The following is a 14,722-nucleotide window of genomic DNA, read 5'->3' on the forward strand; positions in this document are numbered from 1 at the left end:
CCTTTTTTTGATAACTATTTTAGTAGGTAAGGCAAGTAATTTATTTTCTGTAGGAATACGATGTTTTTTAATTGATTGTTAGAAGAGAAATTCGGAAACACTAAACGCCACTATTTTTTTGCACTATCGATGTAATGCCAAAAGAATCGCCCAAATAACAGCGTTTTTTTTTAGGTCGGCATTTTTTTTGTAGTTTTTTTCGTGAATAATAAATCATTCATTATTAGTGCTTATGCTGTTCAACGGATTTTATTTGCGTCTTAACTAAAATGAAAAAAATTTTTTTTTTAACATATTTTTCTGTGTTTAGTTTGCCCTCTCAAAAATTTAAGACTCGTTTGATTTTTTGATTTTTGAAAATAAGTAGCCCCAAGCTGCCTTTTATTTTAATTGAAATTGTTATTTAATTTAATTAACTATTATGGAAAAATTTACATGCACTTTAAAACAGTTTAAGCCAAAATCGGTTTTGCTATTTTTTGTTTTTCAGCTGTTTTTATTGACAACCATGGTACAGGCGCAAACGCAGTACAATGGATGTAATCTTGGAGGAAGTTCTTCAAGTCAGACCGGTTATTATGGCGGTTTTGAAAACGGCACAGGTAATTTTGGAACCAATGCTTCAACAGATTTGGTCATTATTGCCAGTGGTAATCTAAGTTCCGGACAAGGAAAAGTCGGAACCAATGGAAACAATGTCAGCGGAGGAGCCAGTATTGGCCCTAACTCCGGAAGTTATTTGCTACTCGCTCACCCGAAAGCAAACAACGACAGATTATGGTATAAAACAATTTCAGTAACTCCGGGAGCTACTTATGAATTTTGTTTTTATGCTGCTAATATTAAAGCAAACCCAACAAGTTTACCATTGAACATTATAATGAACGGCGTGGTCGTAACTTCGCAAGTGATTACAACATCACAAACTAACGCAGCTTACACTCAGGTATGCGGACAATACACAGTTCCTGCCGGAGTAACGAGCATGGAAGTTGCTATTACCGATCCGAATGCCGGAAATGATGGTGCGCTTGGGAAAAGCCACTTTTTGGCTTTAGACGATTTATGTTTTAAACAGATTACGGTTTTCACGCTTGGAAACCAAGTTTGGTTTGATTACAACAATAACGGAATCAAGGATACCAATGAGCCTGCTTTAGGTGGGGTTGTTGTAAAATTATATGATGGTGCCGGTGTTTATACAGGATCATCATTAGTGACTGATGCCAACGGATATTATTTGTTTACCAATCTTCCGGCTGGAAATTATAGTGTTGGAATTGTAATTCCTGCAGGGTATACCAATAGTTTTACCTCAGGAACAAGTATAATCACTGATAATCAAAACGATGGTACTGCGGTTAACGGAGGAGAGATAAGAACTTCGGTATTTTCATTAACAAACAGTACGGTAACCGTTGACTTTGCCTTAACCGGTTTGGGTTCAATTGGTGATTTCGTTTGGAATGATACCAATGCTAATGGTGTTCAGGACGGTGGAGAGACAGGAATCGCGGGTGTAACAGTTACACTTACAGGATCTGACAGTCTTGGTAATGCTATTACTATGACCACTACAACGAATTCAGGTGGACAATATTTATTTTCTAATTTACCACAAGGAACTTACATGGTTACTTTTGGAGCGCCAGCTTGTTATTTGAGTTCTCCTGCTTCAACTCCTATTTCTAATGCAACCAATAGTGATGCTGTAGGTGGAGTAGTGGCTAATATTAATTTAGCCATTGGACAAAATATTAGTTATGTTGATGCTGGATATTATTTGCCTCTAAAACCAACAATTGCATGTTACCAAACGGCAACATTCAACACTAATACTTGTGCTTGGGTTATAACAGGAACACAGCCGGTGAAACCAACAACAGCATGTTATGAGACTGCAACATTCAACACTACTTCATGTCAGTGGGATGTAACAGGAACTCAACCGGTTAAACCAACAACAGCTTGTTATGAGACAGCTACATTCAACACTACTTCATGTCAGTGGGATGTAACAGGAACACAACCGGTTAAACCACAAACGGCTTGTTACCAAACAGCTACGTTCAACACTACTTCATGTCAGTGGGATGTAACGGGAACACAACCGGTTAAACCAACAACAGCTTGTTATGAGACAGCTACATTCAACACTACTTCATGTCAGTGGGATGTAACGGGAACACAGCCAGTGAAACCAACAACAGCTTGTTATGAGACAGCTACGTTCAACACTACTTCATGTCAGTGGGATGTAACAGGTACGCAACCGGTTAAACCAACCACAGCTTGTTATGAGACAGCTACCTTCAATACTACTTCATGTCAGTGGGATGTAACAGGTACGCAACCGGTTAAACCAACAACGGCTTGTTATGAGACAGCAACATTCAACACTACATCATGTCAGTGGGATGTAACAGGTACACAACCGGTTAAACCAACCACAGCTTGTTATGAGACAGCTACCTTCAATACTACTTCATGTCAGTGGGATGTAACGGGAACACAACCAGTGAAACCAACAACAGCTTGTTATGAGACAGCTACGTTCAACACTACATCATGTCAGTGGGATGTAACGGGAACACAACCAGTGAAACCAACAACAGCTTGTTATGAGACAGCTACGTTCAACACTACTTCATGTCAGTGGGATGTAACAGGTACGCAACCGGTTAAACCAACCACAGCTTGTTATGAGACAGCTACCTTCAATACTACTTCATGTCAGTGGGATGTAACAGGTACGCAACCGGTTAAACCAACAACGGCTTGTTATGAGACAGCAACATTCAACACTACATCATGTCAGTGGGATGTAACAGGAACACAACCAGTGAAACCAACAACAGCATGTTATGAGACAGCTACATTCAACACTACATCATGTCAGTGGGATGTAACGGGAACACAGCCAGTTAAACCAACAACAGCATGTTATGAGACAGCTACCTTCAACACTACTTCATGTCAGTGGGATGTAACAGGAACACAGCCGGTTAAACCAACAACAGCATGTTATGAGACAGCTACATTCAACACTACTTCATGTCAGTGGGATGTAACAGGAACACAGCCGGTGAAACCAACAACAGCATGTTATGAGACTGCAACATTCAACACTACTTCATGTCAGTGGGATGTAACAGGAACTCAACCGGTTAAACCAACAACAGCTTGTTATGAGACAGCTACATTCAACACTACTTCATGTCAGTGGGATGTAACAGGAACACAACCGGTTAAACCACAAACGGCTTGTTACCAAACAGCTACGTTCAACACTACTTCATGTCAGTGGGATGTAACGGGAACACAACCGGTTAAACCAACAACAGCTTGTTATGAGACAGCTACATTCAACACTACTTCATGTCAGTGGGATGTAACGGGAACACAGCCAGTGAAACCAACAACAGCTTGTTATGAGACAGCTACGTTCAACACTACTTCATGTCAGTGGGATGTAACAGGTACGCAACCGGTTAAACCAACCACAGCTTGTTATGAGACAGCTACCTTCAATACTACTTCATGTCAGTGGGATGTAACAGGTACGCAACCGGTTAAACCAACAACGGCTTGTTATGAGACAGCAACATTCAACACTACATCATGTCAGTGGGATGTAACAGGTACACAACCGGTTAAACCAACCACAGCTTGTTATGAGACAGCTACCTTCAATACTACTTCATGTCAGTGGGATGTAACGGGAACACAACCAGTGAAACCAACAACAGCTTGTTATGAGACAGCTACGTTCAACACTACATCATGTCAGTGGGATGTAACGGGAACACAACCAGTGAAACCAACAACAGCTTGTTATGAGACAGCTACGTTCAACACTACTTCATGTCAGTGGGATGTAACAGGTACGCAACCGGTTAAACCAACCACAGCTTGTTATGAGACAGCTACCTTCAATACTACTTCATGTCAGTGGGATGTAACAGGTACGCAACCGGTTAAACCAACAACGGCTTGTTATGAGACTGCAACATTCAACACTACTTCATGTCAGTGGGATGTAACAGGAACTCAACCGGTTAAACCAACAACAGCTTGTTATGAGACAGCTACATTCAACACTACTTCATGTCAGTGGGATGTAACAGGTACTCAGCCAGTGAAACCAACAACAGCTTGTTATGAGACAGCTACCTTCAATACTACTTCATGTCAGTGGGATGTAACAGGTACTCAGCCAGTAAAACCAGAAACTGCTTGTTACCAAACTGCAACATTCAACACTACATCATGTCAGTGGGATGTAACGGGAACACAACCAGTGAAACCAACAACAGCATGTTATGAGACTGCAACATTCAACACTACTTCATGTCAGTGGGATGTAACAGGAACTCAACCAGTGAAACCAACAACAGCTTGTTATGAGACTGCAACTTTCAACACTACTTCATGTCAGTGGGATGTAACGGGAACACAACCAGTGAAACCAACAACAGCTTGTTATGAGACAGCTACGTTCAACACTACTTCATGTCAGTGGGATGTAACGGGAACACAACCAGTGAAACCAACAACTGCATGTTATGAGACTGCGACATTCAACACTACTTCATGTCAGTGGGATGTAACGGGAACTCAACCAGTGAAACCAACAACAGCTTGTTATGAGACAGCTACATTCAACACTACTTCATGTCAGTGGGATGTAACGGGAACACAGCCAGTGAAACCAACAACGGCTTGTTATGAGACAGCTACATTCAACACTACTTCATGTCAGTGGGATGTAACAGGAACTCAACCAGTGAAACCAACAACAGCTTGTTATGAGACAGCTACCTTCAATACTACTTCATGTCAGTGGGATGTAACAGGAACACAACCGGTTAAACCAACAACAGCATGTTATGAGACAGCTACATTCAACACTACTTCATGTCAGTGGGATGTAACAGGAACACAACCGGTTAAACCAACAACAGCATGTTATGAGACAGCTACATTCAACACTACTTCATGTCAGTGGGATGTAACGGGAACACAGCCGGTTAAACCAACAACTGCATGTTATGAGACAGCTACATTCAACACTACATCATGTCAGTGGGATGTAACAGGAACACAACCAGTGAAACCAACAACAGCATGTTATGAGACAGCTACATTCAACACTACTTCATGTCAGTGGGATGTAATAGGTACACAACCGGTTAAACCAACCACAGCTTGTTATGAGACTGCAACATTCAACACAACTTCATGTCAGTGGGATGTAACAGGAACACAAGCTGCTGCTCCAACAGTTAATTTTGTAGATAACTGTAACGGAACATGGACTATTACAGCTAGTAATTATACCGGAAGCTTGTTGTGGAGTACAGGTACAACTACAGCGTCAATAACTGTAAATGCTACTGGTGTTTATACTGTGAAACAATTCATCAACGGATGTGACAGTAAAGCGGCTACAATAAATGTTGTTAAAACATGTTTGGTAGCAGATACGTACCACACAGGAACCACTTGTAGTGATTTCAAACAAGGTGGAAACGGAAGAGAATTAGATAACCTTTGTTATAAAGCAAATGGAGGTAAAATTGGAGTAGTAACTCCGGGAGTATTCTTCTACTTTACTGCTATCGTAGCACCAAGTGCTAACTTTACCATTAAAGTAACGGAAAGCAAAGGCAGTTCATCATCAGCTAATCAGTATGGATTGATGGCGATTCACGGTTCAAACCAAATTACCTTATGGGATCCTAATTGTGGTAAAAAATCGGATGCTGGTGTATTGAGTGGTACAAATAACTCACAAGGAACTTTGACCATTACCAATGCTATACCTGGTGCTACTTATGTATTGTCAGTGAAATATAATCCTAAATCAATACAAGGAAACACCTATTCAGGAAGTGTAGCTCCAACAGTGACTTACAATTTCTCAACTAGCATTGATAATCTAAACGACGGTATTACTAATAACTTTACTTTAGTTCCTAATTCGCAAACTAGTATTGATTTAGTTTCAGGTTGTTCGGTAACCGATCCGGTTGCTACTACAACTACTACCGCTAGAATGGCATCAACATTTGATGCGTACCCGGTTCCGTTCAGAGATGAATTGACAGTGAAATGTAAATTCGAACAGCAGTCACCGGTTACTATTGAAATCTTTGACATCAGAGGTGTTTTAGTTCAAACATTAACGGATGACAATGGTTATAACGAAAAAGAAATTAAGATGAATGTTAATTTCTTAAACGAATCAGGACAAGTTTACTTAATGAGAGTAACTACTAACCAAGGTAGCGAAGTGAAGAAAATTGTTTCTGTAAAAAAATAATTTAACCCAATTTTCAATAGAAGAGGGCTCCGTTATGGAGCCCTTTTTTTATTTGCATTTTTTATCAATTCTTTTTTTGTCAAATCATTTTCTATAAAGTACCTTTGCGCCAGTTTTAAAAACCACTAATGGACGCCACCGCATCTACATTTTCTATCAAACAAATTGCGATTGATTTTAAAGAAATCACCAAAGCAGGTTTGGCAATTAGCGTGGTGTTTTCTTCTATAGCCGGGTACCTGCTCGGCGTTCTCGATTTTCACGATTTAAAAGTAACCACTTTATTGATGTTAGCCGTGGGCGGATACTGTATGGTGGGCGCTTCCAACGCTTTTAACCAAGTTATCGAAAAGGATCTGGATGCATTGATGGACAGAACAAAAAACCGTCCGGTGGCTTCGGGCAGAATGTCGCCCAATCATGCCTTGTTTGTGGCAAGCTTGCTAACCATCATCGGTTTAATTTTATTGTATTTGATAAACCCGAAATCAGCCATGTTTGGTGCGATTTCTATCTTTTTATATACCAGTATTTATACTCCTTTAAAAACAGTCACCCCACTTTCGGTATTTGTCGGAGCTTTTCCCGGTGCTATTCCTTTTATGTTGGGCTGGGTTGCGGCTACCAATGATTTTGGTATCGAAGCTGGCACCTTGTTTTTGATACAGTTTTTTTGGCAGTTTCCTCATTTTTGGGCCATCGGTTGGTTTCTTTACGAAGACTATGAAAAAGCCGGTTTCTTTATGTTGCCTACTGGCAAAAAAGATACCTCGACCGCTTTGCAAACCATACTATATTCTGTTTGGTTGTTGGTGGCTTCTTTACTACCTTGCTTGGGCTATACCGGAAGATTATTTCTTTCGCCTGTAGCGGCAGGATTGGTTTTTTTACTGGGACTTTGGATGATTTTTTACGCAATAAAACTATACCAATTGAGAACCGCCAAAGCAGCTCGCACGCTGATGCTGGTAAGTGTTTCTTATATCAGTTTGTTACAATTGGTTTACATAATAGATAAATTTTTAAGATAATATGGCCACAACACCCATGACCGCCGAAGAACATAAAGCAAGAACCGCACGTTCATACAAATTGCTGTTATGGTTCGCTATGATGAGTATGACAATGATGTTTGCAGGAGTTACCAGTGCTTTTGTAGTTAGCAAATCAAGAGAGGACTGGATGAAAGATTTTCAATTGCCATCCGCTTTTTACCTTAGTTCGTTAGCGATAATTTTGTGTAGTGTTACGTTTCATTTGGCCAAAAAAGCCATTCAGAAAGACAACCGAAAAGCAACCACCAATTTCCTTTTACTAACGTTAGCCCTCGGAATTTCATTTGTAGTATTGCAATTTAAAGGCTTCGGACAAATCGTTGAAGCCGGTTATTATTTCACCGGACCGGAGAGTAACATTGCCACTACGTTTTTATATGTAATCGCTGTGTTGCACTTGGCTCACCTTGCCGGAGGGCTGATTTCACTTTTAATCATAATTTATAATCATTTTAAACAAAAATACAATTCAAGTCAATTGCTTGGAATTGAACTAGGTGCAATGTACTGGCACTTTCTTGATTTCTTGTGGATTTGTTTGTTTTTGTTTTTATATTTCTTTAAATAAGAAAAAAAATCTAAATTTGGGAACTTTTTAACTAATAACTTTTATGGGAGCGACAGTTACTACTGCAAATAAAACTGAAAATACTTGGGGCGGCGGAAATGAACCAATGGGTGCCAGTTATGGCAAATTGATGATGTGGTTTTTCATCGTATCGGATGCTTTAACCTTCTCCGGTTTCCTTGCTGCTTACGGATTTTCAAGATTCAAATTTATAGACAATTGGCCAATCGCCGATGAGGTGTTTACACACTTCCCGTTTATGCATGGGGTGGAAGCACCAATGTATTACGTGGCATTAATGACCTTTATCTTAATCTTCTCTTCGGTAACGATGGTATTAGCCGTTGATGCCGGACATCAGATGAAACAAAAGAAAGTGGCATTTTATATGTTGCTGACGATTGTTGGAGGTTTAATCTTCGTTGGTTCACAAGCTTGGGAGTGGAAAAACTTCATCAAAGGAGAGTTTGGTGCTGTTGAAACGAAAGGCGGAAGTATCATTCAATTCGTAAACAAAGAAGGTGAAAGAGTAAAATTAGAAGATTTTGCTGTTCACTTACCGGAACAAAGAGAAGAGTTAACCAGAAGCCATGGTAAATGGTTTATGCAAAGCGAAGAGTCTTTAGCCAGTTATTCAGTGGCTGAAGTACAAGCAGGATTCAAAGCACATCCTGAATTATTAGTAAGAACAGAGAAAATCTACAGAGACACTAAAGAAGACCAAGCTAATACTAAATTACAACCGGGCTTAAACAAAAACAAACACAGAGAGATTGTTAACAGAGCCGAATCGGAAGTGTTAGTTGGAAACGCTCATATAGTAGTAGAAGGAGCTAACTTAAAAAGAAACGAATACGGAAGTAAATTGTTTGCTGATTTCTTCTTCTTCATTACAGGTTTCCACGGATTCCACGTATTCTCGGGAGTGGTTATCAATTTTATCATTTTCTTGAACGTTCTTTTAGGAACTTATGAGAAAAGAAGAACTTATGAAATGGTAGAAAAAGTTGGACTTTATTGGCACTTTGTTGATTTAGTTTGGGTATTCGTATTTACATTCTTCTACTTAGTTTAATTTTTTAGAAAGCTTACATTATGTCACACGCACACGAACACGTATCAAATACAAAAAGAATCTGGATGGTTTTTGCCTTGCTGTCTGTTGTAACTACAGTTGAGGTATTTTTAGGGATCGTAAGACCAGATTTTTTATTCATGCACAATTTCATTAGCATGAACTTATTAAACTGGGTTTTCATCATATTAACCTTGTATAAAGCGTACTACATTGTTTGGGCGTTTATGCACATGGAAGGTGAGAAAAGCAGTTTGCGTTGGGCTGTAGTAGCCACCGTAATTTTCCTTGTATTATATTTACTTTTTATATTATTGGTTGAAGCCGATTACATTTATGAGGTTTTTAAAAACTCTACCATTAAATGGAATTTTTAACACTATATTAATTCAACAAAAAGTCCCGATTCCATCGGGATTTTTTTATTTTTGTACATCTGTTTTTCGTAATTAAAATGAAAAAAAATATTGTCCTTTTTGTACTGTTTATTTTGCCAATTGTAGCGTATCTTTTCTTTGCATCAGGCGTCAACAGTTTTATCACACTGCCTACCATTACCAAAACAATTCCGGATGTTAATCCCCAATGGAAATCGCTGAACGGGGAAACGGTAACACTCAATAAAAAAATAACCATATTAGGTTTTGCCGGTCAAAATTTGATGGAAAACAGCGGTAACTTTTTTACGCTGAATCAAAAGATTTATAACAAATACAGAGAATTTAAAGACTTCCAGTTTGTGTTTATTGCTCCTGATGGTACTCAGGAACAAGCCAAAAGACTGCTGAAAGAACTAAGCGGTCTGACCAATGTTTCGGGCTATCATTTTGTATTTGCACCAACTTCTGACATTCAATCTTATTTTGCCAATTTGAAACTGTTAGGCAAGTTAGATTCCAACTCAGGAACACCCATGGTTTACATTATTGATAAGAAAAGAAACCTGCGCGGTCGAAAGGGTAAAAGCGTTCAAGGAGCACCGGAATACAAAGAAGGATACAATACCACCTCGGCAGCCGAATTGCACAACGACATGATGGATGACGTCAAAATTATATTGGCTGAATACCGTTTGGCTTTGAAAAGAAATAACGCTGATAGAAAAATTTAGAGTTTAACAAAGATGAAAAAATCATACTCCTATATCGGATTAGCTTTTATAGTTTTAGTTTTCGGAATCATTTTCATACCGAGAATAGTTGATAGAATCACCAATAATACTGTGGTACAAGGCGACCGTTTGGATGCTGTTTCCAATCACAAAAATCCTGAAACCGGTTTGATGAAAATTGGTCCGGCGCCCAAATTTGTTTTAACCGATCAAAATGGGGCTAAAATTTCCAATAAAAGTTATATGGGTAAAGTGTATGTGGTGGAGTTTTTCTTCACAACCTGTCCCTCTATTTGCCCGATTATGAATAAAAACATGGTCGATATTCAAAATGAATTCTTCGGAAATCCAAATTTCGGAATTGCTTCGATATCTATTAATCCTGAACACGACACCTCCGATATCCTAAAAGAACATGCTAAGAAAATTGGAGTAAAATCATCGAATTGGCATTTATTAACAGGAGATAAAAAATACATTTTTGATATAGCCAATAAAGGATTCAATTTGTATGCCGGCGAAAATAAAAACATAAGCGGAGGATTTGAACATTCAGGTCTTTTTGCACTTATTGACAAAAAGGAAACATTCGTTGTAGAAAAGATGATTTCGGCAATCCAATTTTATATTACGACGGATTGGAAAAAAAAGGAGTGAAAGCCATTACAGAAGATATTAAAAAACTATTAAATGAGTAATTCAGACGCACAATCAACCCCAACCTTAGAGAAAAAATTCAGAGGAGCCATTATTGCCGTATCCATAATAATTCCGATTGCAGTTGCTGTTTTGTTTTCAGTAAAGCTAAAGGATTTTGGGTTTCAGGTAGAGCCACTGTCTTTCTTACCGCCAATCTATGCTACGATTAATGGAATTACAGCTATTCTTTTGATTTTGGCCGTAATGTCGATTAAGAAAGGGAACAGAGTTCGTCACGAGAAACTAATGACGATGGCTATAGGTTGTTCGGTGATTTTTTTGGTGATGTATGTGGCTTATCATATGACGGCCAGTGACACCAAATTCGGTGATGCCAATGGTGACGGAATTTTAGATGCTGCCGAAAAGATCCAAGTAGGTTCGATTCGGTTTGTGTATTATTTCATTTTGCTTACCCATATACTGTTGTCAATTATTATCATTCCGATGGTACTGTTTACTTACGTGAGAGCCATGGCGGAACAATTTGACAGACATAAGAAGTTGGCCAAAATAACCTTTCCTATATGGCTTTATGTGGCTGTCACCGGAGTAATCGTCTATTTAATGATTTCACCTTATTATGCTAACTAAAGGAAAAAGAGAAAAGGGAAAAGGGATAAGTAGAATAATATTATTGCTTATTGCCTATTGTTTAACGCCTATTGTCTCTTCGGCGCAATGTGCTATGTGCCGTGCCGCTTTAGAAAGTTCAGGAAATAAAACCAAAGTAGAAGCCGTGAATGACGGTATCGTTTTCCTGATGGCCATTCCTTATATCTTGGTGGCTGTTATCGGATTGGTAGTCTATAAAATGTATGTTAAAAAGAAAGCGGTTTAACGAAAGGCTTTTTACTCCATTCCGTCAATTTTCACACTCATTTTTCCGGTAGTGGTTATAAAAGCAATGATGGCTTTATTGGTGATTTCTACTTTTTCGAATTCAAAATCATTCATCGTTCCGTTTACAAAGACCCCTTTCATAGGTGAAAAATTATTTAAGTAAGGTGTTAAGCTCTTCTTCCCTTCTTCCAAATTAGTTTTGATAGAGTAGCGACAATTCTCCTGAATTTTTTTCAAAATCACACCTTGCAACAACCAATTGGCCGTTCGAGTCAATAGACCTTTGGTGTTTAAAACATAATCCATTTGGTCAAAATAGATTTCTTTGGTAATGGTATTGTAATTCGGAATCCCCGAAAGATAAATGGTGCCGTTAATGCTTCCGGTCATGTCGAGCGCTATGATAATTTTGCCGTCTCGCTGCCATAAACCTACATTTTGCACTACAATTTTTCGGCTGCCCGCTGCAAATTCTTTGCCTTTGAAGTTGGAAGTGATTAGTTGCGCCGCACTTTCATAAGTGGATATAGCCGCCACATTTGCCGTCACTTTATCCGGAACTTTGGTTACTGCTTTGAATTCGATGGCGCTTCTCTCAAAGGTGTTTTTAGGTTTTAAACCCACCATCGTTTGCATATTGCATTTGAGTCCCAAATCCATTTTAATCTCATTTTTTTCTAAAACAGCATCGGTAACATATACTTCTACCGGAATCAGTTTGAACCAGGTTTGGTATTGTTCGCTGGTTAAAAACGGAGTACTCATTTTTTCTAAAACATCTAATACATAAGGCTTGAAATCGCAGGAATCTTCTATAGCATCGTCAATTTTCTTAGACATTTTGGATTTAAAAATAGAGAGTGTCGGATTGATGATATAAGTAATCGGGACGTTTCTTCCGGCAACAACTATTGATGGGCTTTCCGACCAGTTGAAATCTTCAATTTTGGAAAGGGTTGAGAGTTTCCAGTTTGATAATTTTACATCGCTTAAGACAGTAAAAACACCGTTCAAATTGATTTCTCGAGTGTCATTCAGTCCCATGAAATCAGTTCCGTATTTGAATTTTGCCCAAATTTTTAAAGCAATTATCGTCTGGATTTTGCCGTTTTTTTCAACCAATTTAATTGGCGCAGTTTTCCAAATTTTCATTTCAGTTTTATCATCTTCCAAATTGGAATCGTCATAAATCTGTCCGGTCAGCGTTTTGTTTAATTGGTTTTCAATTTCTTTCAGCGTAATTTCCAAAGGCATATTCACAAACGAAGTTTTGGTTTTGTACACCATTGGGGCATCATCTGTGGGCAGAGGTTTTAAAGCTTCGATTTTTTGAGTGGTAGAGCAGCTGTTCAAAAGCACAGCCAGTAATGCAATAGATAACGTTGTTTTTAAGAATGACATAAATTGGTACTGAAATTTTTACTTGTACAATTCAACCTAAAGGTTTCGGGTGACAAAAATAAACGTAAAATAACAATAATGGTGTAACATAATTAAAAAAGTAAAGTCTAAGATTTGTGCTTCTTTAAGTAATAATTAAAAGACAAAAATTATATCTTTGTTTAGTAGAGAAAGAGCCCATTTCTAACAGAATTACTATGAAAAAAATAAAAATAAACTCCTTTTTACTCTTTTTTGTTTTGCTCTTTGGAGCCACTGTTTCAGCTCAAGTCAAGAAATGGACCATACAGGAATGTGTGGAATATGCCCTCAAAAATAATATCTCCATCAAACAATCGGAACTGGATGCCAGAACTACCGATATTGATAAAAAACTAGCCATTGGAAATTTTTTACCGAGTTTAAATGCCGGTGCTTCTCACTCTTGGAATATCGGTTTAAATCAAAACATCACTACCGGTTTATTAGAGAATCAAACGATTCAATATACTTCAGCCAGTCTGAATTCGGACATTACTATCTATAACGGTTTGCAAAATCAAAACCGTTTACGAAGAGCCAAATTATCACAATTGGCGGCTCAATACCAATTGACCAAAATGCAGGATGACATCTCTTTGTATGTAGCCAATGCTTATTTGGATATCCTTTTCAATCGAGAGAATTTAAAAGTTCAGCAGGCACAATTAACTAACGACGAAAAACAATTAGTTCGTTCACAGGAATTAGTAGATGCCGGTGTGGTGCCTCGCGGAGATTTGTTAGATATGAAAGCAACCGTGGCTGCTGATAAGCAAAAAACAGTAGCGGCAGAAAACAGTTTGCTGATTTCAAGATTAAGTTTGGCGCAATTGCTGAATTTAGAAGACTTTCAAAATTTTGACATAGCCGATGTAGATATGGAAGCCAAGCCCAGTGCTGTAATGGCTGAAACTCCGGAAGCTATTGTAGAAAAAGCAAATCAGGTTCGTGTGGAAATCAAAATTGCACAAAGTAATTTAGATATAGCCGAAAAAGATATCAAAATTGCCAGAGGGGCAATGCAACCTACTTTAACCGGTTTCTACAGTTTTAGTACCAGAGCCAGTTATTCGGACAGAGTTACCGGGGCAACAATCGATGCTGCTTCGCCAACTTCTATAATCGGACAAGTGGAAGGTACGGGACAAAATGTATTGCAACCTAATTATTTACCGGTTTTCAGTAAAGCCGCTCCGGTCTTTGAACAATTCAGTGACAACAAAGGGCATAATTTCGGACTACAGTTGAATGTTCCAATTTTCAATGGTTTTTCAGCCCGAGGCAATGTGGAGAAAAGCAAAGTCAATTATGAAAAAACTAAAAATGCCTTTACCCAAGCTAAACTGGATTTAGAAACCAATGTTTACAAAGCTATCACTGATGCTAAAGGCGCTTTGAATACTTATGAAGCCTCTCTCACTACGGCAGAAGCCAGACAAGAGGCTTTTAATTATGCCAAAGAAAAATACGCTGTGGGCATGATGAATGCTTTTGATTTTAATCAATCGCAAACACTTTACACCACAGCACAATCGGATGTTATTCGTGCCAAATACGACTACATCTTTAAAATGAAAGTAGTCGAACTTTATTTTGGAATCCCAATCATTCAAAAACAATAAAT

General features: G+C 38.5%; 10 protein-coding genes and 1 pseudogene. 10 read left to right on the top strand and 1 reads right to left on the bottom strand.

Going from position 1 to position 14,722, the window contains the following annotated elements; all coding sequences use genetic code 11:
• Nucleotides 1–421 precede the first annotated feature (421 nt).
• From GUU89_RS06175 to GUU89_RS06215, 9 genes and pseudogenes are all read left to right on the top strand, one after another.
• The gene (locus GUU89_RS06175) at nucleotides 422–6,325 is read left to right on the top strand and encodes an SdrD B-like domain-containing protein (protein WP_162127104.1); all 5,904 of its coding nucleotides are present in this window, start codon (nucleotides 422–424) and stop codon (nucleotides 6,323–6,325) included.
• Nucleotides 6,326–6,453: 128 nt separating this feature from the next.
• Nucleotides 6,454–7,356, top strand: coding sequence for a heme o synthase (gene cyoE, locus GUU89_RS06180; RefSeq protein ID WP_162127105.1), 903 nt, complete (start codon nucleotides 6,454–6,456; stop codon nucleotides 7,354–7,356).
• Nucleotide 7,357: 1 nt separating this feature from the next.
• Nucleotides 7,358–7,948 carry a cytochrome c oxidase subunit 3 gene (locus tag GUU89_RS06185; protein WP_235921993.1) on the top strand — a complete coding sequence of 197 codons (591 nt, stop codon included), beginning with the start codon at nucleotides 7,358–7,360 and terminating at the stop codon, nucleotides 7,946–7,948.
• A 43-nt stretch (nucleotides 7,949–7,991) separates the two neighbouring features.
• Nucleotides 7,992–9,023, top strand: coding sequence for a cytochrome c oxidase subunit 3 (locus GUU89_RS06190; RefSeq protein WP_162127106.1), 1,032 nt, complete (start codon nucleotides 7,992–7,994; stop codon nucleotides 9,021–9,023).
• 20 nt (nucleotides 9,024–9,043) lie between these two features.
• Nucleotides 9,044–9,400: a cytochrome C oxidase subunit IV family protein gene (locus GUU89_RS06195; protein ID WP_162127107.1), complete on the top strand. Its 357-nt coding sequence runs from the start codon at nucleotides 9,044–9,046 to the stop codon at nucleotides 9,398–9,400.
• A 77-nt stretch (nucleotides 9,401–9,477) separates the two neighbouring features.
• Nucleotides 9,478–10,134: a TlpA family protein disulfide reductase gene (locus GUU89_RS06200; protein WP_162127108.1), complete on the top strand. Its 657-nt coding sequence runs from the start codon at nucleotides 9,478–9,480 to the stop codon at nucleotides 10,132–10,134.
• A gap of 12 nt (nucleotides 10,135–10,146) precedes the next feature.
• Nucleotides 10,147–10,832, top strand: a pseudogene (locus GUU89_RS06205) (SCO family protein).
• A complete protein-coding gene (locus tag GUU89_RS06210) occupies nucleotides 10,825–11,427 on the top strand; it encodes a DUF420 domain-containing protein (RefSeq protein WP_162127109.1) in 603 nt (200 codons plus the stop codon). Before GUU89_RS06205 ends, GUU89_RS06210 begins: the two are co-directional and overlap by 8 nt.
• Nucleotides 11,417–11,674 carry a hypothetical protein gene (locus tag GUU89_RS06215; RefSeq protein WP_162127110.1) on the top strand — a complete coding sequence of 86 codons (258 nt, stop codon included), beginning with the start codon at nucleotides 11,417–11,419 and terminating at the stop codon, nucleotides 11,672–11,674. Before GUU89_RS06210 ends, GUU89_RS06215 begins: the two co-directional genes overlap by 11 nt.
• Before the next feature lie 11 nt (nucleotides 11,675–11,685).
• Here the strand turns inward: GUU89_RS06215 and GUU89_RS06220 are convergent, their stop codons facing one another.
• Nucleotides 11,686–13,077 (bottom strand): DUF4403 family protein, encoded by a 1,392-nt coding sequence (locus GUU89_RS06220; RefSeq protein ID WP_162127111.1) that lies wholly within the window; start codon nucleotides 13,075–13,077, stop codon nucleotides 11,686–11,688.
• 197 nt (nucleotides 13,078–13,274) lie between these two features.
• On the opposite strand from GUU89_RS06220, the gene GUU89_RS06225 reads away from it, so the two are divergent.
• A complete protein-coding gene (locus GUU89_RS06225; protein WP_162127112.1) occupies nucleotides 13,275–14,720 on the top strand; it encodes a TolC family protein in 1,446 nt (481 codons plus the stop codon).
• Nucleotides 14,721–14,722: the final 2 nt, after the last annotated feature.

Source organism: Flavobacterium phycosphaerae, assembly GCF_010119235.1.
Classification (GTDB): domain Bacteria; phylum Bacteroidota; class Bacteroidia; order Flavobacteriales; family Flavobacteriaceae; genus Flavobacterium; species Flavobacterium phycosphaerae.